The organism is Archangium sp. (genome assembly GCF_036277355.1).
GTDB lineage: Bacteria > Myxococcota > Myxococcia > Myxococcales > Myxococcaceae > Archangium.
The window spans coordinates 34953-56758 of the sequence record NZ_DASUNC010000075.1; the positions used below are offsets into that span (position 1 = coordinate 34953).

21 protein-coding genes are annotated in these 21806 nt (G+C 69.0%); 9 read left to right on the forward strand and 12 right to left on the reverse strand.

What is annotated here, in order from left to right; genetic code table 11:
- Positions 1-60 precede the first annotated feature (60 nt).
- Entirely contained in the window at positions 61-1143 is a 1083-nt protein-coding gene (locus tag VFZ09_RS19980; RefSeq protein ID WP_329729209.1) for a DUF6310 domain-containing protein, read from the forward strand.
- Positions 1143-1898: a DUF5953 family protein gene (locus VFZ09_RS19985; protein WP_414640721.1), complete on the forward strand. Its 756-nt coding sequence runs from the start codon at positions 1143-1145 to the stop codon at positions 1896-1898. Before VFZ09_RS19980 ends, VFZ09_RS19985 begins: the two co-directional genes overlap by 1 nt.
- Before the next feature lie 121 nt (positions 1899-2019).
- Here the strand turns inward: VFZ09_RS19985 and VFZ09_RS19990 are convergent, their stop codons facing one another.
- The gene (locus tag VFZ09_RS19990; protein ID WP_329729211.1) at positions 2020-3468 is read right to left on the reverse strand and encodes a S28 family serine protease; all 1449 of its coding nucleotides are present in this window, start codon (positions 3466-3468) and stop codon (positions 2020-2022) included.
- Positions 3469-3796: 328 nt separating this feature from the next.
- On the opposite strand from VFZ09_RS19990, the gene VFZ09_RS19995 reads away from it, so the two are divergent.
- Positions 3797-4642, forward strand: a complete 846-nt coding sequence (locus VFZ09_RS19995; RefSeq protein WP_329729212.1) for an aldo/keto reductase — start codon at positions 3797-3799, stop codon at positions 4640-4642.
- 125 nt (positions 4643-4767) lie between these two features.
- Positions 4768-6237, forward strand: a complete 1470-nt coding sequence (locus VFZ09_RS20000; RefSeq protein ID WP_329729213.1) for a methyl-accepting chemotaxis protein — start codon at positions 4768-4770, stop codon at positions 6235-6237.
- A gap of 13 nt (positions 6238-6250) precedes the next feature.
- Here VFZ09_RS20000 and VFZ09_RS20005 read toward each other — a convergent pair whose 3' ends face one another.
- The 9 genes from VFZ09_RS20005 to VFZ09_RS20045 all read right to left on the reverse strand — a co-directional run bounded on the left by VFZ09_RS20005 (position 6251) and on the right by VFZ09_RS20045 (position 16357).
- Positions 6251-7048 carry a hypothetical protein gene (locus tag VFZ09_RS20005; protein ID WP_329729214.1) on the reverse strand — a complete coding sequence of 266 codons (798 nt, stop codon included), beginning with the start codon at positions 7046-7048 and terminating at the stop codon, positions 6251-6253.
- Complete coding sequence (locus VFZ09_RS20010; protein ID WP_329729215.1) at positions 7045-7506, reverse strand: SMI1/KNR4 family protein; 462 nt, start codon at positions 7504-7506, stop codon at positions 7045-7047. Before VFZ09_RS20010 ends, VFZ09_RS20005 begins: the two co-directional genes overlap by 4 nt.
- A gap of 24 nt (positions 7507-7530) precedes the next feature.
- Positions 7531-8391 (reverse strand): HNH endonuclease, encoded by an 861-nt coding sequence (locus VFZ09_RS20015; protein WP_329729216.1) that lies wholly within the window; start codon positions 8389-8391, stop codon positions 7531-7533.
- Between the two features lie 21 nt (positions 8392-8412).
- Positions 8413-8820 (reverse strand): hypothetical protein, encoded by a 408-nt coding sequence (locus tag VFZ09_RS20020; protein ID WP_329729217.1) that lies wholly within the window; start codon positions 8818-8820, stop codon positions 8413-8415.
- A gap of 50 nt (positions 8821-8870) precedes the next feature.
- Positions 8871-9620: a hypothetical protein gene (locus tag VFZ09_RS20025; RefSeq protein ID WP_329729218.1), complete on the reverse strand. Its 750-nt coding sequence runs from the start codon at positions 9618-9620 to the stop codon at positions 8871-8873.
- A 92-nt stretch (positions 9621-9712) separates the two neighbouring features.
- The gene (locus VFZ09_RS20030; protein ID WP_329729219.1) at positions 9713-12829 is read right to left on the reverse strand and encodes a type VI secretion system Vgr family protein; all 3117 of its coding nucleotides are present in this window, start codon (positions 12827-12829) and stop codon (positions 9713-9715) included.
- Between the two features lie 31 nt (positions 12830-12860).
- The gene (locus VFZ09_RS20035; protein ID WP_329729220.1) at positions 12861-13745 is read right to left on the reverse strand and encodes a DUF4123 domain-containing protein; all 885 of its coding nucleotides are present in this window, start codon (positions 13743-13745) and stop codon (positions 12861-12863) included.
- Positions 13746-13752: 7 nt separating this feature from the next.
- Positions 13753-14160 (reverse strand): PAAR domain-containing protein, encoded by a 408-nt coding sequence (locus VFZ09_RS20040; RefSeq protein WP_329729221.1) that lies wholly within the window; start codon positions 14158-14160, stop codon positions 13753-13755.
- A gap of 43 nt (positions 14161-14203) precedes the next feature.
- Complete coding sequence (locus VFZ09_RS20045) at positions 14204-16357, reverse strand: type VI secretion system Vgr family protein (RefSeq protein ID WP_329729222.1); 2154 nt, start codon at positions 16355-16357, stop codon at positions 14204-14206.
- A 243-nt stretch (positions 16358-16600) separates the two neighbouring features.
- Between VFZ09_RS20045 and VFZ09_RS20050 the strand changes: the two genes are divergently transcribed.
- Both VFZ09_RS20050 and VFZ09_RS20055 read left to right on the forward strand, forming a co-directional pair.
- A complete protein-coding gene (locus VFZ09_RS20050; protein WP_329729223.1) occupies positions 16601-17089 on the forward strand; it encodes a 3D domain-containing protein in 489 nt (162 codons plus the stop codon).
- 30 nt (positions 17090-17119) lie between these two features.
- A complete protein-coding gene (locus VFZ09_RS20055) occupies positions 17120-17608 on the forward strand; it encodes a hypothetical protein (RefSeq protein WP_329729224.1) in 489 nt (162 codons plus the stop codon).
- A gap of 57 nt (positions 17609-17665) precedes the next feature.
- On the opposite strand, the gene VFZ09_RS20060 is transcribed toward VFZ09_RS20055, so the two are convergent.
- Entirely contained in the window at positions 17666-18163 is a 498-nt protein-coding gene (locus tag VFZ09_RS20060; protein WP_329729225.1) for a hypothetical protein, read from the reverse strand.
- Positions 18164-18481: 318 nt separating this feature from the next.
- Between VFZ09_RS20060 and VFZ09_RS20065 the strand changes: the two genes are divergently transcribed.
- From VFZ09_RS20065 to VFZ09_RS20075, 3 genes are all read left to right on the forward strand, one after another.
- Entirely contained in the window at positions 18482-18793 is a 312-nt protein-coding gene (locus tag VFZ09_RS20065; RefSeq protein WP_329729226.1) for a helix-turn-helix transcriptional regulator, read from the forward strand.
- A 107-nt stretch (positions 18794-18900) separates the two neighbouring features.
- Positions 18901-19362: a hypothetical protein gene (locus VFZ09_RS20070; protein WP_329729227.1), complete on the forward strand. Its 462-nt coding sequence runs from the start codon at positions 18901-18903 to the stop codon at positions 19360-19362.
- Between the two features lie 171 nt (positions 19363-19533).
- Positions 19534-20529 (forward strand): inositol monophosphatase family protein, encoded by a 996-nt coding sequence (locus tag VFZ09_RS20075; RefSeq protein WP_329729228.1) that lies wholly within the window; start codon positions 19534-19536, stop codon positions 20527-20529.
- Here the strand turns inward: VFZ09_RS20075 and VFZ09_RS20080 are convergent.
- The gene (locus VFZ09_RS20080; protein ID WP_329729229.1) at positions 20517-21785 is read right to left on the reverse strand and encodes an MFS transporter; all 1269 of its coding nucleotides are present in this window, start codon (positions 21783-21785) and stop codon (positions 20517-20519) included. The two genes, VFZ09_RS20075 and VFZ09_RS20080, sit on opposite strands and share 13 nt — an antisense overlap.
- Positions 21786-21806: the final 21 nt, after the last annotated feature.

Consider the following 21806-nt stretch of genomic DNA (forward strand, 5'->3'; position numbering starts at 1 on the left):
AGGGTTGGCCGTCCCGCATCCTATCCTTCGGGGCTGATGCTCCAGGGGGAGGCCAGCGCCATGTTTTATAAGCACCCGAGTCCCGCGGTGGGGGAGGGCGGCGGTACGCAGCCCATGTCCTGGTGGCGCTCGTCGGGCCAGGCAATGCGCGCTGTTCGCGCGGTGCTTGCGGTGGTGCTCTGGCTGCAGCTGGCGTGCGCGACGAGCTACCCCATGGGCGGTACGCTCACCGGGACGGCGCGCAGCTGGCGGCGCGAGGGGCGTGCCCGGGTAACGACCGAGGCGTTGCGCGAGGACCTGGTGGTCACCCACCTCCGGCGCGCGGCGAAGCTGCCCTGGACGGACGGGGGCCGGTGCGTCGTTGAGGAGGCGGGCCAGCCATGGGCCGACCTGGTGGAGCGGTGCTACCCCGCGCTCGACCACGAGCGGGTGCGGTTCAGGGACACCACGGGGCGGTGCTCGGTCGCGTCCGCGGGCGCCGGGGCCTTGGGCATCGGGCTCTGTGTCCTCGCGGCGCCCGAGCTGGCCGTGGGCGCGGTGGTCGTCGTGGGCGTGGTGGTGGTGGGGTTCGCCATTTCAGAGGCGCTGGAGGCGTACGAGAAGCGGGGCCGTCCCCAGGTGCGGCCGCCGCCGACGCAGCCCATGCCGGAAGCACCGCCGGTGGTAGAGACGAAGCCCGCTCCGCCGGAGCTCAAGAAGAAGCGGCGTCCCAAGTCCAAGCCCGAGGGAGAGGACGGGCCGCCAGGGCCGACCCCCGAGCCCACCGACAGGGAGCGCGAGCGCAAGTGCGAGGCCATCCCGGTGCCGCATAAGGGCGGCAACAAGGCGCACAACACGTGCGCCGACGGGTATCCGCCCAACCGCTGGCCCGGGATGGATGCCCAGGTCGATGGCAAGAACTTCGACGCGCTTCAGGTGGGAGTGCGGGTGCTGTGGGAGATCAAGGTCGAGTACTTCGACGATTACAGCGACTTCTTGAAGAAGATGACGGTCGATAAGGAGATGAAAGAACTCAAGGTGTACCGCGACATCGCGCTGGCCTGTGGGTATGACTTCAAGGTCGGGGTGATCAGCGAGGCCCACAAGGCCGCGCTGCTGGATGTGGACGCCACCTTTGATATCGTCCTCACCTGGTGCAAATGATGACGACTCGAGCCAGCCTCCATCTGCACGTCTATGCTCCAGCGCTCACGGGCGACGACGGGCGTCCGCTCGCGGCCGTTGAAGGTCTCGAGCGTGCACTCCCCGGCTTGCGGATGGCGTGGCGACTGTCGAAAGCGGGGCGGCCCATCGCGCTTCCTGCGCGCGCGGCGTGGCTGGCGGAGACGGCCGCGGCCGGCGAGTTCGGGTTGTTGTGCAATGGCGACGAGAGCTACCCGATTACGATGAGCGGCTATTTTGAGAGCGCCATTTCGAGTCCAGGGGGCGAGCCGCTGCTGATGGCTCATGCGCAGCTGCCCCAGGACGCGCCCGTTGTCGCCGCGGCAGTGGACATGCTGGAGAACGTTGCGGAGGGCGTGCGCGCCAGGTGGGGAACCGTGGCGCCTGGGCCCGTGAGGCAGGTCATTGCAGCGCAAGTAGGGCCGAAGTCCGGGAATCCTGACGGGCCGCCTCTGGGGCTGCCAATGCTCAAGCTCCCGTGGAACATCCGCTCGCCCAAGGTTCCCAGGTACCTTGGGTGGATCAACTACTGGTCGGCCTCGGCTGCGGAGGCCATCGGCTTCCCGGACCCCTCGCGCGACGCGGAGCTGCTGTCGCGCGCCAGGCGCACGGCGTCGGGGGGATGGGTGGTGAGTCTCACCGCGACGCCGCTCGACTTGGACAAGCCCGAGCACCTCGAGGCCCTCAAGCGAGCCTATGAGCGCTTCCCCGAGATCGGTGGGCGTTCGGAGGCGTGAGAAACAACCCCCCGAGGAGACCTCGGAACCGGGGCTGTCGTCGCAGTGCGTTCAGGCGGTGGTGGTGCCATATGTCTCTCGCTACGCGCACCGTACCTCTGGCCTGTTCGCCGACGGGCTCCTAGCGCATGCCGCGCTCTTCGGGCAGGTCGTACGAGAAGGGCAGCGCCTCGCCCGGCCTCAGCCCCGCCGTCGGGTAGCGGATGATGGGCACCCCCATCCACCGCTCCAGTGCGTCGAGCGCCCGCTTCTGCTCGGCCGCGGGCAGCATGTAGAGGAGCGACAAGTGGTTGCCCGCGGGCACGAAGAAGCGCAGCGAGTCGTTGCGCTCGCGCACCTCGAAGGCGTTGGTGGACCAGGGATCGTTCTCCCCGTACATGAAGAGGAGGTGGCTGCCCTGGGTGCGCACCCAGCGCTCCACCTGGGGCATGAGCGCGTGGTCGAAGCGCTTCTCCACGCCCACGGGCGTGTAGAGGGCGGGCCGGTCCTCGCGAGGGAAGCGCAGCAGGCCGTGCAGGTGGCGCTCGTCGTAGCGGGGCGCGCCCAGCTCGGTGGCGGCCTGGTAGTAGTACGGGGCGAAGAAGTCGAGCGCGTCATCCCCGAAGTTGAAGCCGATGTCCGCGTGGTACGAGAGGAAGTCGAACAGCTCGCCGGCCGGCGCGTCCGGGGCCGGGATGGTGGCGCAGTTCGACGCGTCGCCGTACTGCCAGAAGTAGAAGGACGACTCCACCACGGCGAACTCGAAGGCCCGCTCCCTGCCCAGCGTATGGAAGGTGATGCCCTGGGGCGCGTACGTGCTGTCCACCAGGGGCAGCAGCTCGTCGCGGCGCTGGAGGGCCGTCTTCTGGAAGGTGCGCAGCCGCTCGTTGCAGTCCGGGTCATTGCCCGCGTGGGCCACGAAGTCGATGTAGCGCACGTCCGCCGGGCCCTTGCTGCTGGGCGCCACGTACGGCAGCGTGGCCTGCACGTCGTCCGGGTAGAAGTAGCGGTGGTACACGCTCGTCATGCCGCCCTTGCTGGCCCCCGACGTCAGCCAGCTCGAGCCGTACAGGCCCTTGAAGGACTGGATGATGCGGTGGTGGTCCGCGGCGGCCTGGCGGATGTTGAGGTGCTCCCACTCGAGCCGCTCGGGCACCGAGGGCCAGAAGTAGCGGTGCTCCACGGTGAGCTGGTTGGCCTGGAAGAGGTACGTGGGCTCCGTCTGGAAGGCCACGCTGGGGATGTTGTAGCCGCTGCTGTAGAGCACCACCGGCCGGGACTCGGAGCGGTGCAGCAGCGTCACGCGCTGGCGGAAGCGCTGCCCCTCGGGGTGCGCGTGGTCCACCGGCTGGTCGAACCGCAGGGTGAAGAAGCGCGTGCCCGGGATGCGCGTGCGGCCCTCCACCACGGACACGACGCCCGGCAGCGCGCGCAGCCGCTCGAGGAGGTCCACCGCCTCGGTGGCGCCCTGGGCCGGCGCGGTGAGGGCGGACGGGGGCGGGGCGGCGGGCCCGGCGTGGGCCTGGAACTGGAACGCCAGCAGCGGGGCGATGACGGCGCCCGCGAGGTGCAACGCGCTCTGCTTCTTCATGTGCGGTGTCTCCTGGTACGGCACCAGGGCCTCCCGGTGAACCTGGAAATCCCCGTGCATCCGGAAACGTAGGCGGTCCGGCTGACATCTCGGACGGGAGGCCGCGCGCCCTCCGGAGCCGGCGCCGGGCAACGGGTCCGACAGTCGGACCAGTTGGCGACGCGCGTGTCCGGCGGGCGCGGGGGGCTCGCGCGGAGCGGGACGCGGGGGCGCGTGTCGGGCGTTGGCACTCGTGGGGAGGCGAGTGTGGGGCAGGAGACGCCGGGAGCGGGGCCGGCATACCGGGAGCGGGGAGGAGTGGAGACCCTGGCTCCCACGGGGGAGTCACATGGACAAGCGCGTCTTCGGGCCCACGGGAGTGGAAGTGCCGGTGCTGGGCCAGGGCACCTGGCAGATGGAGGAAGACGGCCGGGCCGAGGCGCTCCGGGCGCTCCAGGTGGGGTTGGACCTGGGGATGACGCACGTGGACACGGCGGAGCTGTACGGCTACGGCGACGTGGAGTCGCTGGTGGGCGAGGCGCTGGCCGGGCGGCGCGACGAGGTGTTCCTCGTGTCCAAGGTGATGCCCAACAACGCCACCTACGCGGGGACGATTCAGGCCTGTGAGCGCAGCCTGAAGCGGCTGAGGACGGACCGGCTGGACTGCTACCTCTTGCACTGGCCGGGGCCGCACCCGCTGGAGGAGACGCTGCGCGCCTTCGAGCGGCTGCGCACGGACGGGAAGATTCGCGCCTGGGGGGTGAGCAACTTCGACGTGGATGACCTGGAGGAGGCGCTGGCCATCGCCGGGCCGGGCCGGATGGCGTGCAACCAGGTGCTCTACCACCTGCGGGAGCGGCAGATTGAACACCGGGTGCTGCCGTGGTGCGAGCGGCACGGGGTGGCGGTGGTGGGCTACAGCCCGTTCGGCAGCGGGGACTTCCCCGAGCCGGACAGCCCGGACGGGCGCGTGCTGGCGGAGGTGGCCCGCGCCCATGGGGCCACGCCGCGGCAGGTGGCGCTGGGGTTCCTGATGAGGCGGCGCTCGCTCTTCTGCATCCCCAAGGCGAGCCACGAGGCGCACACGCGCGACAACGCGGCGGCGGGGCGGCTGCGGCTCACGGCCCACGACATCGCCCGGCTGGAGGAGGCCTTCCCCCCGGGGCCGGTGCAGCGGGAGTTGCCCGTGGTGTAGGGAGAGGTGACTGCCGGTCCAGGTGGAGCAGGCGGGCGAGCGAATGCCCCCGCCGGGGTGCGGCCATCGTCTGATAGCGTGCGCGGACGGGCTCGAGGCGGTTCCTCGGGACCGTGGCCGAGCACATGGACAACAACCCCCCGTCTCCCGAAACCCAGGAGAGCTACCGCGAGTTCCTGCTGTCACGAGGGCCGTTGCGGCTCGGGAAGCTCACGCTCACGGCGCTGGTGGCCACCCCGGTGCTGTTCGTGCTGGACGTGCTGTACGCCCTGTGGGCCCTGGGCTCGAGCCCGGACGTGGGCCGGCTGGCGCTGGCACGGTTGAGCTGGTTGCTGGCGCCGATGCTGCTGCTGACGGTGCGCCGGCTGCTGAGCCCGCGCGACCTGCCGGCGGCCATGTTCTGGATCACCCTGCTGTACTCGGTGGGCAACGACTGGGCCTTCTACCCGCTGGGCATGGCGGGCTCGGGCTACCACGTGGCCATGGTGTTCCTCAACGTGCTCACGGGGCCCTCCATGCTGCCGGTGGGCCGGTGGGCGCGCATGAGCTTCTACGCGCTGCTGGGCACGGCGCACGTGGGCTTCGACCTGGTGCTGTCGGAAGCGCCGCTGGCGGGCAAGCTGGTGTTGGACCTCATCCTGGTGCTCAGCTCGCTGGCGGTGGGCCTGCTGCTGGAGGCGCTGCACGCGGGGCACCGCAAGCAGTTCTACCTGCGGCGCAACATGCAGCGGGCGCTGCGGGAGCTGGAGACGTCGCGCGGCAAGGTGGTGGAGACGGGGCGCACGCTGGCGGGCTCGGCGCAGGTGCTCTCCACGACGATCGCCGAGATGTCCCAGCAGGCGGTGCACGTGCGCACCTCGGCGCTGCGCATCGCCACGGCGAGCGAGCAGATGGCGAGCGCGGCGGGAGCGCTCTTCCGCCACTCGCGGGCGAGCGCCACGCAGGCCGAGGAGGCCCAGCGCTACACGGGTGAGGTGGACTCGCTGGTGAGCGGCATGGAGACGAGCCTGACGGCCATTGCCCAGGCGGTGGGCCGCAGCGCGCTGAGCGTGCAGAAGCTGGAGGAGAGCTCCGAGCGCATCCACGGCTTCGTGGAGACCATCCAGGAGATGGCGGCGGCGACGAACATGCTGGCGCTCAACGCGGGGATTGAAGCGGCGCGGGCGGGTGAGCACGGGCGGGGCTTCGCGGTGGTGGCGAAGGAAGTGGGCAAGCTGGCCGAGGAGTCGGGGCGGAGCTCGGCGCGGATTGGCGAGGTGGTGGGCGGGGTGACGAAGCAGATGTCCGAGACGCTGCACGCGGTGGGCCACATCCGCGAGACGACGGAGCGCTTCACGCCCGTGCTGGAATCCGCGCGGACGACGCTGCGCTCCATTCGCGAAATCGTCCTGCAGAACCAGAAGCTGATGGAGAAGAGCGCGGGCGAGGCGGAGCGCCAGGCGGAGCAGACGACGCACATCTCCCAGGGGTGCGCGACGCTGCTGGAGCTGGTGGACACGTATGCGCGGATGGGGACGGACGTGGCGGCCACGGCGCTGAAGCTGGGCACCATGGCGGACGAGCTGCGCAAGCTGCTGCCGGAAGAGGGGAAGTAGGCCTGGAGAGGCCTCACCCATCTCTTCCACGGCCGAGGTTGTCCCTCCCCTTCAGTGTAGAAGCGCCGAGGAAGCGAAAAGAGCCATCGAAGTCAGCGGGCACCGACCAGTCGAAGAGACATGGGTCGGTCTTGGGGAAGAACGGATTCAGCTCGAGCAGGCGGACGTCGAGCGGGCCGGGGGTGTCCATTCCCTCGACGAAAACGTCGAACACCACATTGTCGAGATGGGAAGCCGCCGCGAAGCGTTGGGAGAACTCGCGTATCGCGTTGTGGAGGGTCTCCGCATGCCGTGTGATTTCAGGACGGATGCCAACGTTCAGGCAATCGTACTGGGAGATGCCGACGAGCCTCCGATCCTTCATGAAGCAGCGGAACTCCGCCCAGCGGGGAATGTCCATCCACTCGCGGACGAAGATGTGCGGAGCGTAATGGAGCTGGAGTGCCAGCCGTAGATCGAAGGCTGTTCGCTCGGAGCCTTCGGTGAGCAGTCGTATCGCGGCTTCGCCGCTCCTGACGCGGAGGCCATGTTGGACGGCATACGCGGAGTCCTTGCTGCTTCGAGAACCGAGCCGGACGAAGGCTCCCTCCGGAAATTGACGGAGGGCAACATCCAGTCGCCACATCAATGAATCGATCGGAAGGTACTCGGACTGGTCCGTACTCTTCCGGTGCCACGTCCGGGCCTCGAGCGCCTGGGCTTCCAGCCGGGACAAGGGCACATCGACCTGAGGGATGGAGAAAGCGTGAAGCGCGGGCGCCCAATTCTCGATGAAGGTGGGGGAGACCCTTTCGAAATAGGCCTTGCTCATGTGTCGAACAGGGAGTTCAGGAATGAGTCGAAGTCATCCGCCACCTCGTGGAGCAGTTCGGGCGGTGTGGGCGAGCCGTCCAGGGACTCGAGCTTCTTGGTCCAGAAGAAGATCTTGCCGCGCAATGGGTCTCGGAGCCCGATCAGGATGAGATCTCCGCCGGGATCCCGGGCAATGGCAACCGTGTCGTCTGGAATCCGCCCCTTGAAGTCCTTGAAGTGCTCCAGGAAGTTCTCGTACGGCCCGTCATGAATGGCGAGGAACCATGAAAGAAGGGCCGGCCTGGGAGGCTTGTCCTTGCTGCGGAAGAGGAACTCGCAAGGTTTTGGCGTCCCCCCGTTGTGTTTCAGGAGGAATCGCTTATAGGGCTCGGGCAGCTCGCTCCCGATGAACCGCTCGACTTCTTGAATGCGGGCTTTCGAAACGGGCGGCTCGGATTCTGTGATGATGGGGCTCATGTCTCTGCTCGCTCGAAGGGCTTGTCAGAATTGTGAGGGGCCATAGCGGCTGCCATCAACGATGGCTGCCCCTCCTGTATGCGGCACCTTGTTGTGGAGGTCTTGTGGGACGAGCTCCATGGTGACTCCATCCTCCTTGTGGTGCCAGGTAAAGCCCTTGGGAGGGTTGCTCCCTTCAATGCCCGCGGCCTTGTTCGCGTTCTTGAAGTCCTGCGAGTGGTCACCGATCATGTCGATTTCGACGCTCTTCTTGGCGTAGGGGGAGAAGTCTGGGTATCCATCCTTGAAAGTAATGGGTTTTCCGCCTGTGACCTCCAGTATCTTCTTGCCCTTCTCGGTGTTGGGGTCCGGTATCCAGTCCGAGTTGCCAGGGTTGTTGGGGTCGGACCAACGGCCACCCGTCTTGGGCAGAGTCGTGCCATAGGTAGGTGATACTTCTTCGTCGTCCGGACAGTTCTTGCATTTTTTCTTCTTGGCGGCTCGCTCGGCGGCTTCCTTCTTGATGCGGGCCCGCTCGGCGGCTGCGGCCAGGGTGCGGTTGTTCCGGCGCAGTTTGTTGATGGACGTGACCGTCACGTCGATCCTGCGCTTGAGATCGACCATCCTCTGGGTGATGCGGGCTGCTTTCGCGGCTTTACCCAGCACGTCGCCGAGGTAGGGGAACGCGGAGACCACGGAGAGGCCCGCGTCCAGGAACTGTCCTCGATACAAACTGATCCCGGCGCTGGTGAGGTCGGAGATCGGTGTGGGATCTATCGTTCCAACCGCATCAAGGGCTGCTTGCGCCATCTCCCAATCGAGGTTCTTGGTCAGCTTCTCCAGAAGGCCTTCTGCTCTGCGAAGTTCCAGGGAGTTTGCATTGAGGGACTCCAGCTCTGCTCCCATGAGGAGGTGCTCCTTTCTTGCTCAAGACAGGTGGAGGTTCCTTGATTCGGAGTACCATGCTGCTGGGTCATAAGAGCGCTCGGCCTGCTCCCATGCGGAGGGAGGAAGCTTCGTGAACAGCGCATCCATGCGCTCGTCAATGGGGATGGACGAATCCCCCAGCACCCTGGCAATGGCGGGATGCTCATCGAAGTTGGGGGCTATCTCGAACATGATGGACACGAAGGCCGTCAGGTTCTCTGGGGTACGCAGCCCATGCCCACGGGCCCGGTCGAGCCCGGCCGCGACCATGTCTCTCAGTGAGTCGAACGGCAGCCCCAGCACCAACTCCGGACTCTCCTCCTGGATATGCCTGGCAACGAAGTCAATGAAGCCACGCTCGTCATGGAGAATCATTCCATCGAGTTGAGCCTTCGTGATGCGAAGCATTCAGTGCCATCCTTGTTTTCGAGGATGTGGACGGTGGGGCGGAGCGGCCCTCAGGGCGCCGCGGGCCGCGGCGCGGTGGCGGGCACGTTGGGCGGCGGCCACTTCCCGGCTTCGCGGAGGGCGCGGCCCTCGGTGGCCGTGGGCGCGGGGTTGGGGAAGCCGATGGCGTGGAGCCGCTCCAGCAGCAGCAACCGCTCCGCGTTCATCGGGCTGCGGTGATCCCACGCGGGGACCCGCCCCGCCCGCTCCGCCGCGGAGCCCAGGGTGGACCCGAGCGAGTCCATCACCCAGGGAGAGGCGCCCCGGTCGAGGAGCTCGTTCACCAGGTCGAACCGCCTGGCCTGGGCGGTGGACAGCGCCACGGAGCCGCCGGTGTTCGTGCGCATGTTCAGGTCGGCGCCGTGCTCCAGGTAGAAGTCCAGCGTCGCCCGGTTCCGGGTGTCCACCGCCACCTCGAGCAGCAGATCTCCCCCGCCGAAGTTGTTGAGGTCCGCGCCGGCGGCGTGGAGGCGCTCGAGCCAGTACAGGTCATCGAGCAGCGTGGCGGCGTACAGCGCCTGGCCGGCGATCTTCCCCTTGGGGTCTCCCAGGGCGCCATGCTCGAGCAGCGTGTCGAGCGAGCCCTTCTGGCGCGCGGCGACGGCGATGCTCAGCCAACTGGTGGCATCGCGGCCCACGGTGAGCGGATCCACCTCGCCGCGCTCGAGCAGCCGGCGAAGGGTCTCGACATCCCCCTCCGCGACCGCCCGTGCCATCCGCTGGTCGGTGGGTTTCTCGAAATAACTATCCGGCCCGGACACTGTCGCTCCTCCTTGCCTCGAACAGCCGCCCAACAACGAGAGCATGGCGGCCCACGCCAGCCATGGCCAACGGCGCATCATGGGACACCCCGCTATCGCTTACCAAGCTGAGCCTCGCAGCCGTTGGCGACGTACTGGTTCTCGAGGTTCTCCTGGTGCTCCTCGAGGCTCTTCTTCACATTGTCCATGCCATGCAGGTCCACCCGGTACAGCACCGGGTCGTACCAGGCGTGCTTGAAGTCCTTGGGCGGCGGGAGGTTCACGCGCCGGCCGGTGGCCTGGGGCAGGGTGCCGTTGACGAGCATCGCCGCCACCATTCCGCCCAGCGGGCCTCCCAGCTTCGTGCCCGCGATGACGGCGCCTCCCTGCACCACCGCCCGGTTGTCCTGGACCCAGTTGAGGACCTCGCCCTCCACCACGTAGGCGTTGATGTTGGCACTGGCGTTGGCCATGTTCATGCCGCCCACCGTGTTGGGATGGACGCCCGCGGGGTTGAAGGTCGTCGTCTTGGCGCCCGTCATGAGGCCCGCCGCGGCCGCCATGCCTCCTCCCTTCGAGTGGCCGATGATCTCCATGTTGCCGTCCGTGGCGACGTCCAGGACCTCGGCCAGCTTCTTGGCCTTCTCGTAGTGCTGGCTCTCCATGCCGGCGCCCTGCAGGAGGTTCTCCTTCCAGTCCTTGAAGCCCTCCTTGTTCTCCGTGCCGCGGAACGCCAGGTACGCCTTGCCCTTGTCGTCCTGGTAGATGGCGGCGCGGTAGCTGGAGCCCTCGGGCGCGGTGAGGTTCTTGATCTGCTCGTCGGAGAGCTGGCCCTGGAAGATGTTGCGGAGCTGCTCGTCGTTGGCGCGGGTGAAGCCCTCGGGGAGGGGGCCGGGGGTGCCGCTCTGGTTGTACACGTCCGCGGCGAGCGCGGCGCGGACCTGGGCCTGGTCCATCTCGTCGATCTGCTGGGAGAGCTGCACGCAGGTGACGGTGGGCGCGCGGGCCTGCAACAGCGCCATGGGCAGCATGGTGGCCGCCAGGTTCATCGGCTTGACGGGCTCGAGCTCCGAGGCGCCCTGGGCCACCGCGAGGCCGCTCGGCGGCCGCACCTTTCCATCGTCCGCCAGGGCCGGTTGGGTGGGCTTGGCCTCCACCGCGTCCGTGGGGGCGGTGGGCGCCGCGCCGCTGCCGGACAGCGCCGCGCCTCCGCTGTTGATGAGCACCACGTTGCCCTTGATGGCGATGCCGCTCGCGTCGATGGTGATGAAGCCGCCCGGCCCCTGGATGGTGATGCCGGTCGCCGCCTCGACGACGATCTTGTTGGACTTGAGGTGGATCTCCTTGCCCGCGTCCACCGCCGTCAGCGCGTTGACCACGGTGTGATGGTCCTTGCCCACCTGCAGCGACTGCGTGGCCTCCACCCGCTCGTTGAGGTTCTGTTTGACGTGGAGGTGGCTGTTCTTGTGCACCAGCTCCTTGCGGTTGGACTGGATGACGATGTCCACGTCCCCCGCGCCGTCGATGCCGCCCACGTGCCGCTTCAGGTTCCCGCCCACGTGCTCCTGGCTGTGGCGGTGCACCATGAGGCTCTTGTCCCGCATCACCAGCTCGTTCTGGTCGCCGACCTTGCCGTTCTTCCCCTGGCTGCCGATCGTCTGGTGCCGGTCGTGCAGGATGTCCTCGAACGAGTCGTTCTTCACGTGCACGTCCATGTTCCGCTCGGCGTGCATGAAGAACTGCTCCTTGTGCTTCTCGTCCTCGAAGCGCACCTCGTTGTAGCCGTCCCCGTCGAGTGACGAGTTGGACTTGAGGGTGCTCTTCGTCTTCTCCGCGGGCAGCTCGTAGGGGACGAGGTTGGCGCCGTTGTACACGCGGCCGGTGATGATGGGCCGGTCCGGGTCCCCCTCGATGAAGTCGACGATGACCTCCTGGCCGATGCGCGGGATGAACATCCGTCCCCACAGCTCGCCGCCCCACTGCTGGCTCACGCGCACCCAGCAGGAGCTGTTCTCGTCCAGCTTGCCCTGCCGGTCCCAGTGGAACTGGACCTTCACGCGGCCCCACTCGTCCACGTGGATTTCCTCGCCCGAGGGGCCCACCACCACCGCCGTCTGGCCTCCCTGCACGGAGGGCCGGGGCGTCACGCGCGGAGGCCGGTAGGGCGTCTTCTCCGGGATGCAGGTGAAGGTGTTGGTGTAGCGGAAGTCCTCCAGCGGGGCTTCCTCGTCCATCACCTGGGGCTGCTCGCCCTCGTGGCTCACGTGGGTGAGCAGGTAGCGGCCGTTGTAGTCCCCGCGCGAGTGCTCCTGCAGGGAGAAGAACCGTCCCGGGCCCAGGCGCTCGCAATCACTCTCACCCTGCAGCAGCACCCGCGAGGCCTGCCACGCCTCCAGCCGCAGCTTCGCCAGCGAGGCGCCCTTGGCCGAGGAGCCCCGGCCCGGATCCTGGTACTCGCCCGGAGAGTCATACACCTCGAGGTCCGCATCCACCTCGGCGGCCTGCTCGGCCCCCATGGGCAGTCCGGGCTTCTTGAAGTTGAAGTCGCGCAGGCTCGTCTTGCCCGGCCGCACCTCCTGCACGCGGCGGAAGCGCGCCACGTGGTCCTCCATCACCACGCCCCCCGAGGCGCGCCGGAAGGGCAGCGTGTCCCCCCCGTCGATGGGCTTGAGCGCCGCATCCGTGTCTCCGAGCACCAGGATGTGTTTGTCCTCGTGGTGCTCGAAGAAATAGAAGATGCCGTCCTCTTCCATGAGGCGGCTGGCGAAGGCCCAGTCCGACTCGCGGTACTGCACGCAGTAGTCGCGGGGCTCGTAGGAATTCACCAGCGAGAAGCGCACCCGGTCCGAGGGCACGCCGGCCGCCTCGAAGACCTTCTTGAGGATGGCGGGCGTGTCGAGCTTCTGGAAGATGCGGCAGTCGTGCCGGTGCAGCAGCCGCCACACCACGGGCACCACCGTGGCCCGGTAGAGGGCGTAGTGCGGCAGCTCGTTCACCTGCTCGAAGCGGCTGATGATGCCGCTCAGGTGGCGGAAGCCGGACTCGCCGCGGATGCCGAGCAGCGCCGTCTTGCCCACCACCTGCGCGGAGTCGATGTCCGGGTTCTCACTGGCCAGCTCCACCTGGAACTCGAACAGGCTGGACAGCCCTTCGGAGCCCGAGAAGCGGAGCACCCGCATCGGCTCGGCGAAGTCGCCGATGTCGAACAGGAAGACCGGAGCTCCTCCCACCTCGTGTACGTGTGCGCGAGCAACCATAGGTTCAACCCATTGTCCCGTTCCGGCCCGGCGGACGCTTTCCGTCCAGGGAAGGCAGCTCGACGGTGACCTCACCATTCGAGCCGCTGAAGATGAAGCCCTCGATGTCCCCGAAGAAGTCCTTCCTCGACTCGGGAGGGCACGAGGGGAGGAAGGCACCGAGGACACGAGGGTCGTAGTAGCGGAAGTACAGCCGGCCCTCGACGCCCTCCGCCTCCACCATGAGGAACTTGCGGAAGTGCCGCCGCACCTGGAGCACGGGCGCGGCGCTGGTGAGGAACACCCCCCAGTGGGCGCCCCAGCCCTCCTGCACCAGCGCCTCCAGCAGCCACGAGTCCTTCCGGGGCAGGCTCACCAGGTACGGGGCCACCTCCGCCAGCGCCACGCCCTGCGGGCCCTCGTACAGCGAGTAGCAGTCCTCCACCGACTCGTGCAGCAGCTCGAGGACGCGCTCGCCGCGGGCCGCGTCGACGATGGCGTACAGCGGGGCCTTCTGGGCGCGCAGCACCTCCAGGGCGCGCGCCTTGTGGGCCACCAGCACGGGAGGATCCGGCTGCTCCGGCTCGCGCGGCGGGGTGGTCTTCTCGAAGTACACCGAGAAGTCCGTCTGCCCCGCGCGCAGCCAGGTGCCGTTGAAGATTTCGCCCTGCTCCACGGGCTCGCCCTCCAGCAGCGTCGCCGGGACGCCCGGCCGCCCGTGCAGCCAGCCGCGCTTGCCGCTCCAGGACAGCTCGAACTGCTCCTCGGCCAGTTCCGAATCGTGCGGCACCGCCAGCGCCAGCCCCGAGGACGGGGCGCGCCCCACCTTGAGCACCTGGCCGGGCTCGATGAGCGTCTTCTGGTGGGCCAGGGGTCCCCAGCGCACCTGGAGGATGGCGTGGCGCTTCATCCGTCCCTCAGCCTTCCCGCGCCTGGGACTGCTGTTGCTGCTCCCGCTTGCGCTTCTCGCACTCCTCGCAGAAGGGCGTGCCCTCGCGCGCGGCGAGGGTGATGGTCTGCCCCTGCGCGGACGAGCCGATGACCACCGTGGGGCAGCCGGCCACGATGACGCCTCCATGCGAGGTGGGGTCTCCCAGCCGGGCCGCGGGCTTGCCGCCGATGATGACGCTGGACTCGCCCTGGGAGATGGAGTCCGAGACGCCCGGGCCCGTGCACAGCAGCGAGTCTCCCACCCGGGCCGCCGGCTGGTAGCCGATGAGCACCGTGCCCTCACCCGAGGTCGTGGGTCCTCCCACGTGCGGCACCGGGCCTGGATTCACCATGGGGCACACGTGCATGTCCGTGATTCGTGCGGCTGGAGGCATGGGGTTCTCCTCTCGGGGGGCTGTGGCTGGGGGGGACCGCGTCTCAGGGCTTGCTTCCGTCGTCCGCCGGGGTGGGCACGGTGGGCGTGGCCTCCACCGCGTCCGTGGGAGCGGTGGGCGCCGCGCCGCTGCCGGACAGCGCCGAGCCGCCCGTGTTGATCTGCACCAGCGTGCCCTTGATGGCGATGCCGCTCGCGTCGATGGTGATGAAGCCGCCCGGGCCCTTGATGGTGATGCCGCTCGCCGCCTCGAGGACGATTTTGTCGGACTTGAGGTGGATCTCCTTGCCCGCCTCCAGCGCGTGCAGCCCGCCCACCTTCACGTGCAAATCATTGCCGACCTGGAGCGACTGGCTGCCGCCCACCTTCTCGTTGAGGTTCTCCTTCACGTGGAGGTGGCTGTGCTTGTGCACCAGCTCCATGCGGTTGGACTTGATGACGATGTCCACGTCTCCCGCGCCGTCGATGCCGCCCACCATCAGCTTCAGGTCCCCGCCCACGTGCTCCTGGCTGTGGCGGTGCACCGTGAGGCTCTTGTCCCGCAGCACCAGCTCGTTCTGGTCGCCGACCTTGCCGTTCTTCCCCTGGCTGCCGATCGTCTGGTGCCGGTCGTGCAGGATGTTCTCGAACGAGTCGTTCTTCACGTGCACGTCCATGTTCCGCTCGGCGTGCATGAAGAACTGCTCCTTGTGCTTCTCGTCCTCGAAGCGCAGCTCGTTGTAGCCGTCGCCGCCCTGCGAGGAGTTGGACTTGATGGTGCTCTTCGTCTTGTGCGCGGGCAGCTCGTAGGGCACCAGGTTGGCGCCGTTGTACACGCGGCCGATGATGAGCGGCCGGTCCGGGTCCCCCTCGATGAAGTCGACGATGACCTCCTGGCCGATGCGCGGGATGAACATGGCGCCCCAGCCCTCGCCGGCCCACAGCTGGCTCACGCGCACCCAGCAGGAGCTGTTCTCGTCCAGCTTGCCCTGCCGGTCCCAGTGGAACTGGACCTTCACCCGGCCCCACTCGTCCACGTGGATTTCCTCGCCCGAGGGGCCCACCACCACCGCCGTCTGCACGCCGCGCACGTGCGGCCGGGGCGTCACGCGCGCGGGCCGGTAGGGCACCTTCTCCGGGATGCAGGTGAAGTAGTTGGAGTAGCTGAACTCGCCCTGCTGCGACTCCTCCTCCATCACCTGCGGCTGGCTGCCCGAGTGGCTCACGTGGGTGAGCAGGAAGCGGCCGTTGTAGTCCTCGCGCGAGTGCTCCTGGAGCGTGAAGAGCCGGCCGGGCGCCATGCGCTCGCAATCGCTCTCACCCTGGGCCTGCAACCGCGCCGCCTGCCACGCCTCCAGCCTCAGCCGGGCGATGGTGGTGCCCTTGGCCGAGGAGCCACGCCCGGGGTCCTGGTACTCGCCCGGATAGTCATACACCTCGAGGTCCGCATCCACCTCGGCCTCGTGCCCGGCCTCCATGGGCAGCCCGGGCTTCTTGAAGTTGAAGTCACGCAGGCTCGTCTTGCCCGGCCGCACCTCCTGCAGGCGGCGGAAGCGCAGCACGTGGTCCTCCTGCGCCACCCCGCCCGTGGCGCGCCGGAAGGGCAGCAGCTCCACGCCGTCGATGGGCTTGAGCGCCGCATCCGTGTCCCCGAGCACGAGGATGTGTTTGTCCTCCTGGTGCTCGAAGAAATAGAAGATGCCGTCCTCCTCCATGAGGCGGCTGGCGAAGGCCCAGTCCGACTCGCGGTACTGCACGCAGTAGTCGCGCGGCTCGTACGCGTTCACCAGCGAGAAGCGCACCGCTTCCGCGGGGATGCCCGCCGTCTCGAAGACCTTCTTGAGGATGGCCGGCGTGTCGAGCCTCTGGAAGATGCGGCAGTCATGCCGGTGGTGCAGCCGCCACACCTGCGGCACCACCGTGACGCGGTAGATGGCGTAGCGCGGCAGCTCGTTCACCTGCTCGAAGCGGCTGACGATGCCGTGCACGTACCGGGGTACCAGCTCGCCGTTGAGCGACAGCACCCCCGGTTTGCCCACCACCTGGGAGAAGTCCAGGTCCTGGTTCTCGCAGGCCACCTCCACCTGGAACTCGTAGAGGCTCGACATCCCCTCCGAGCCGGAGAAGCGCAGCACCTTGAGCTGCTCTCCCAGTCCCGTCACTTCGAAGAGGAATAGCGGAGTCTCTCCCAACAGGTGCACGAGTGCCCGAGCGACCATGGTGCAACTCCATTCCGTATAGAGTGGACCGGCCCAACCCCACCCGGGCCGGTGTCGAGGAAGCGCGCCATCCTACACCGCCTCGGCCCCGGAGGCCGGACCTTTTGCTGTCCGACATTCCGGGCCCACCCCGGACGCGTCCGCTCCCAGAATCCGAGAAACCGCTCCCGGCGGAAGAGTCTGCGTGGCTCGTACCTCCTGCGGTAGGCTACTCCGTCCCCTGTCGCGAGAGGAGCCGCACGCATGGCCGCCGGTGAGTGGATGGAGGGCTTCACCATCACCCACTACATCATCGTGATGGAGTCGGATCCGGTGTTCGCCCTGGACAAGAAGGTGAAGGCCCACGGGCTCGAGGGCGAGTACCGCGAGGGCTTCCTCTACAAGGCGAAGACGGGCGTCATCTTCCAGGGCACGGGGCAGACGGAGGCCGGTGAGTTCATCACCATCGACTGGAACAAGGGCAGGCCCAAGGGGCGCGACACCTGGTTCACCCTCGGCACCGGCGGTGCATGGAAGAAGCCGGTGGCGTGGGAGTCGGTCGCCGTGGACCGGAGCGTCATTCCGCTCGGCAGCCGGCTGGAGATCGACATCTACCCGAAGCGGACGTTCGTGGCCTGGGACACCGGCGGGGCCATCAACGGCAAGCACATCGACATCTTCCTGGGGCCCACGACGCTCGCCGAGGCCAATGCGCTCGGCCGGAAGAAGGCCCGCGTCCGCATCCTCAAGTAGCCGCCGAGCCATCCCTCCTGGAGGTCTCCCATGAGCGCCGCCGTGAGCCGCCCCGCCGCACTGGCCCTGTTGCTGGCATCCGCGTGCCGCTCGGCCCCGTCCCCCGGGGCGCCCGTGACGCTCGAGGATCCGCACCACCACGGGGTGGAGGTGAATGGCTCGTGGGCGATGGAGAACCCCAACGAGGGCTTCGCGCTGGTGCCGGTGCCCGCGCCGCCCGCCGGGAGCGAGTGGGACGAGCGGGCCGTGAGCCCGGAGGGGAAGTGGGAGGCCTTCGCCACGTGCGAGCCCGAGTGCCGGGTGCTCGTCCGGGCCGTGGGCCAGGCGGAGATGCGGGAGCTGCGGGGGCCGGCCTTCTCGGAGCTGCGGCCCTTCTCGGGGCTGGTGTGGCTGCCCTCGGACATCCTCGTCTTCGACCAGTGGACGCAGCCGCACTACGGCATCCACTACGCCGTGGACGTGCGGCACGGGCGGCTGCTGCAGGCCGCGCCCTTCCCGGACCGCGTCGAGGGACGGTGACGGCGGGGCTCCTCCGTCACCGGGGCGTGGGGCGCTTCGTGTGTCCCGTCGTGTGTTTCAAAGGGCGTGCGTCTGGGCCCAGTAGGAGATGACGGCCTCGTCGTCGACGATGCGGGAGTGGAAGTGGTCCCAGATGTCGGTGACGGCGACGGCATGGCCCCGGGACAGCTTGGGGGTGAGGTAGAGGGCGTAGTAGGTGGCGCCGCTGCCGTCATCCACGGGGCCCAGCTTCTCGAGCGGGCGCTTCGTGACGGGGCACAGCAGCTCGATGCGGGTGCCGGGGGCGATGTCGATGAAGCCCGTCTTGCGCTTGTCGCCGTGGATGGGGGAGAGGTGCACGAGGCCCTCGCGCCCGTCCGGGGTGCGCAGCAGCAGGGTGACGGCGGGGTAGCCGTTGAACGTCACGTCCGAGAAGCCGATGAGGTTGTCACCGCCGGGCCCGAAGGCCTGGGTGACCACGAGCGTCACGTTGTCGGAGAGGGCCTGAAGACTGTCGTGCTGCTGGGGGATGTCGTGGACCTGGAGGTTCCGGGTGTCGACGTGTTCCTTGGGCATGGTGAGGCCTCCTGGGGGGCGGAGCCGTGAATGCGGGGGGAGATGCACCATAACGACGGTGGTTTCGATCGAACACCCCCCGCGGCACCGCTTTTTCGAGGCCTCGTCCCGGAGGACACACTCGGAGCGAATCAGGGGAGTTCGCGGAGAGCGGGAGGTCGGGTCACCATACCTCCAGAGAGGGGGCGGGCCGGGTCAACCCGATAAATGGGTAGTGGGCATTGACAGGACTTGGCGAGTCCGTAAGGTAGGGGGCGTCCCTCCTGGAGGACCCTTCGCATGCCCCGGCTCTCGGCTCGTATGGAACGTCCACTGGCGATGAACCTCGGTCGCGTGGCCCACGCCGCGCGCACGCGGGCCGGGCTCACCCAGGCGGAGGTGGCACGCCGGGTGGGCGTGCAGCTCGAGGTGTATGGCCGCATCGAGCGCGGTGAGATGTTCCCCAGCGTCCCCACGCTGCGGCGCATCTGCGTGGCCCTGGAGATCGGCTCGGACGAGCTGCTGGGGCTGGAGCTCTCCCAGCCCTCGGGCCTGCGCCGGCTGGTGGATGCCGCGCGCGGCCTGCGCCAGCCCCAGCTGCGCCTGCTGCACCGCCTGGCCCGCTCGCTCCACGCCTCTCCCCGGGAGTGAGACGTCTGGGAGGGGGTCCGGCGGCGGTGGAGAAATGGCGGGTCCCGGGAAGTTCCAGTACACGCGGGCCGGCGTCCATTCCTCACCTCCGAATCGAGAGACACACCATGCAGAAGCGTCAGTGGACCGTGGTTGCCGCCCTCGCCGTCATGGCGACGCAGACGGCTTGCTACAACACCCGCATCGTCACCCGCGCCGCCCCCGAGAGCGCGCCCTACTCGGACCGGCAGTGGTTCACCATCGGCGGACTCGCCAACCTGTCGCAGCCCGCGGGGCAGCAGTGCCAGAACGGCCTGTCCTGGGCGGAGAGCCGGCTGAGCGGCACCGACTGGCTCATCAACGTGGGCCTGAGCGTGGCCGGTGGCATCGCCGGCTCGCTGGCGTGCGCCAACACGGGGGACCCCGTGGCGCAGTTCTCCTGCGCCACGGCGGGCGCCTCGCTGGTGCCCTTCCTCCTGTCCTCGCGGACGGTGGAGTACACCTGCGCCGCGGGCCCCGTGTCCGATCGCCCGGCGTACATGCCGCCCCCGACGAACAACATGGCTCCGGCGCCCGCGCCGGTGCAGTAGGCCCACCCGGGCCTGAATCCCCCCACGCGCGTGCCGGCGGGCGTGCGCGTGGGGATGGTGGCCGCGCGCGCGGGGGCGGGGTCCACGGGGCAGTCGGCGCTTCCCGGCCGGCGGTGCATGTGTAGAGTCCCTCTCCATGTGTAGAGTCCCTCTCAAGGAGCGGTCCCCTTCATGGAGCAGCCGAGCGTTCGAGAGCTACAACCCATCATCGACGCGGTGCGGCTCGCCTGCGAGCTGTGCCGCCGGGTGCGGGCCGCCAAGGCGGGGGTCAGCCGCAAGAGCGACGCCAGCCCGGTGACGATCGCCGACTATGGGGCGCAGGCCCTGGTGTGCCGCGCCCTCGCCCGCCACTTCCCCGAGGAGGGGGTCATCGCCGAGGAGGGCGCGGAGGGGTTCCTCACCGTGCCGCCCGGGGAGCGCGAGCAGGCGGTGCGGCTGGTGGGCAAGCTGCTGGGCGAGCGGGTGACGGAGGAGCTGTTGCTGCGCTGGCTCAACCACGGCCGGGGCGTGCGGGGAGACCGGGTGTGGGTCATCGACCCGGTGGACGGGACGGAGGGCTTCATCCACGGGCGGGGCTACGCGGTGTGCGTGGGGACGCTGGTGGAGGGCCAGCCGGTGGACGGCATCATCGGCGTGCCGGTGTCGCCGCTGGAGGAGGGGGGCACGCTCTTCTTCACGGAAGCGGGGCGGGCCTGGGCGGAGACGCTCGAGGGCGGCGAGCCGCGCGCGTTGTCGGTGTCGGACCGGGTGGATCCACCGAGCATCCGGGTGGTGGAGAGCTACGTGATGGGCCGGCGCTCGCGGGAGATGGCGGACCGGGTGTACGCGGATGCGGGCTTCGATGCGCGGCGGGCGCGGCGCTATGACGGGATGGTGAAGTACGCGCTGGTGGCGGCGGGCGCGGCGGACCTGTTCATCCGGGGGCCGCGGGACATCCGCAAGAATCCGCACAAGACGTGGGACCACGTGGCGGGCACGGCGCTGGTGCGCGCGGCGGGAGGCCAGGTGACGGGGCTGGATGGGCGGGAGGTGGACTTCTCGCAGGGCGCGGAGCTGCGGGGCACGCTGGGGCTCATCGTGAGCAATGGCCGCATCCACCCGCGCGTCGTCGATGCGATGGCGAAGGCGGCCGGCGAGGAGTGGGGTTTCCTGCCTCAGCCGGAGTGAGGCGGGCGGTACGAGGCGAGCACGTCCGTGCGGTGGCGCCACAGGCCGCGCGTCCACCCCAGCCACCACAGGCCATAGAGGATGGACGCGCAGGCGAGGGCCCAGGAGGCGGGCGCGAGCCCCACGAGCTCGGCGGCGCCCCCGGCCACGAGGGAGGACACCCCGACGGCGAGCGTGGCGAGGCCGAAGTCGAGGGCGAGCACGCGGCCGCGGAGGCGGTCGGGGGTGGACACCTGGAGGCCGTAGGTGGACAGCACCCACTGCGCGCCGCCGCCGAGGTGGGCCAGGAGCACGCACAGGGCGGCCAGGGGGAGGGAGGGGGCGAAGGGGAGCAGCACGTAGGCGAGCCCGTACGTCACCATGGAGCCGCCGCACACGAGGAAGAGGCGTCGGCCGTCGTCCCCGGCCCAGCGCTGGCCGAGGAAGGGGCCGAGGAGGGCACCGAGTCCACGCGCGGCGAGCAGCATGCCCACCCCGGCGTCTCCGGAGGCGAAGCGGGCGGTGGCGAAGGCGGGCAGCAGTCCGACGATGCCATTGCCGAGCCCCACGCCCACCTTGGTGACGAGCAGCGAGAGGGTGACGCGGCTCTGGCGGGCGAGCGTCCACACCTCGCCGAGCTGGGCGCCCACGCCATGGGTGGAGGGAGGCCCGTGGTGCTGGAGGGGGCGGCGGATGCCGGCGACGAAGAGGGCGGAGAGGAGGAAGGTGGCGGCGTTGAGGAGGAGGCTGGCCTCGCGGCCGAAGGCGAGGGTGGCGAGTCCTCCGACGGCGGCGCCGATGAAGAGCATGGTGCCCCAGACGGCGCCGAGGGCGGCCTGGGCGATGGAGAGCTGCTCGGGGGGGACGACGTTGGGGACGGAGGCCTCGGCGACGGGGTCGAAGAAGGAGGAGAGGGCGGCGAGCAGGGCCACGCAGGAGATGGCGAGCACGGGGGAGTGCAGCCGGAGGGAGGCGAGCAGGCCGAGGGCGGGGAGGATGCGCAGCAGGTCCACGGAGACCATGAGGCGCTTGCGGTCGACACGGTCGGCGACGAGGCCGGCGAGGGGGGAGAAGAGGAAGACGGGGAGGACGCTGGCGGCGTGGATGACGGCGGCGGAGCCGGGGCGGCCGGTGGACTCGGTGACGAAGCCGCTGATGGCCACGAAGGCGAACCAGTCGCCGAGCAGGGAGACGACCGTGGCGAAGAAGAGGCGGCGGTAGTCCGGGTTGTGCCGCAGGAGGGGCAGCACGTTGCTGACGAAGGCGGAGGCGGCCATGGGGGTGGGGGCAGCCTATCC

Bases quoted from the DNA above. Each gene is read 5' to 3' on its own strand.
- VFZ09_RS20045 (WP_329729222.1), bottom strand. From the start codon at position 16,357: ATGGTCGCTCGGGCACTCGTGCACCTGTTGGGAGAGACTCCGCTATTC.
- VFZ09_RS20020 (WP_329729217.1), bottom strand. From the start codon at position 8,820: ATGCTTCGCATCACGAAGGCTCAACTCGATGGAATGATTCTCCATGAC.
- VFZ09_RS20070 (WP_329729227.1), top strand. From the start codon at position 18,901: ATGCAGAAGCGTCAGTGGACCGTGGTTGCCGCCCTCGCCGTCATGGCG.
- VFZ09_RS20080 (WP_329729229.1), bottom strand. From the start codon at position 21,785: ATGGCCGCCTCCGCCTTCGTCAGCAACGTGCTGCCCCTCCTGCGGCAC.
- VFZ09_RS20060 (WP_329729225.1), bottom strand. From the start codon at position 18,163: ATGCCCAAGGAACACGTCGACACCCGGAACCTCCAGGTCCACGACATC.
- VFZ09_RS20040 (WP_329729221.1), bottom strand. From the start codon at position 14,160: ATGCCTCCAGCCGCACGAATCACGGACATGCACGTGTGCCCCATGGTG.
- VFZ09_RS20010 (WP_329729215.1), bottom strand. From the start codon at position 7,506: ATGAGCCCCATCATCACAGAATCCGAGCCGCCCGTTTCGAAAGCCCGC.
- VFZ09_RS19980 (WP_329729209.1), top strand. From the start codon at position 61: ATGTTTTATAAGCACCCGAGTCCCGCGGTGGGGGAGGGCGGCGGTACG.
- VFZ09_RS20055 (WP_329729224.1), top strand. From the start codon at position 17,120: ATGAGCGCCGCCGTGAGCCGCCCCGCCGCACTGGCCCTGTTGCTGGCA.
- VFZ09_RS20015 (WP_329729216.1), bottom strand. From the start codon at position 8,391: ATGGGAGCAGAGCTGGAGTCCCTCAATGCAAACTCCCTGGAACTTCGC.
- VFZ09_RS19985 (WP_414640721.1), top strand. From the start codon at position 1,143: ATGACGACTCGAGCCAGCCTCCATCTGCACGTCTATGCTCCAGCGCTC.
- VFZ09_RS20035 (WP_329729220.1), bottom strand. From the start codon at position 13,745: ATGAAGCGCCACGCCATCCTCCAGGTGCGCTGGGGACCCCTGGCCCAC.
- VFZ09_RS20065 (WP_329729226.1), top strand. From the start codon at position 18,482: ATGAACCTCGGTCGCGTGGCCCACGCCGCGCGCACGCGGGCCGGGCTC.
- VFZ09_RS19995 (WP_329729212.1), top strand. From the start codon at position 3,797: ATGGACAAGCGCGTCTTCGGGCCCACGGGAGTGGAAGTGCCGGTGCTG.
- VFZ09_RS20075 (WP_329729228.1), top strand. From the start codon at position 19,534: ATGGAGCAGCCGAGCGTTCGAGAGCTACAACCCATCATCGACGCGGTG.
- VFZ09_RS19990 (WP_329729211.1), bottom strand. From the start codon at position 3,468: ATGAAGAAGCAGAGCGCGTTGCACCTCGCGGGCGCCGTCATCGCCCCG.
- VFZ09_RS20050 (WP_329729223.1), top strand. From the start codon at position 16,601: ATGGCCGCCGGTGAGTGGATGGAGGGCTTCACCATCACCCACTACATC.
- VFZ09_RS20000 (WP_329729213.1), top strand. From the start codon at position 4,768: ATGGACAACAACCCCCCGTCTCCCGAAACCCAGGAGAGCTACCGCGAG.
- VFZ09_RS20005 (WP_329729214.1), bottom strand. From the start codon at position 7,048: ATGAGCAAGGCCTATTTCGAAAGGGTCTCCCCCACCTTCATCGAGAAT.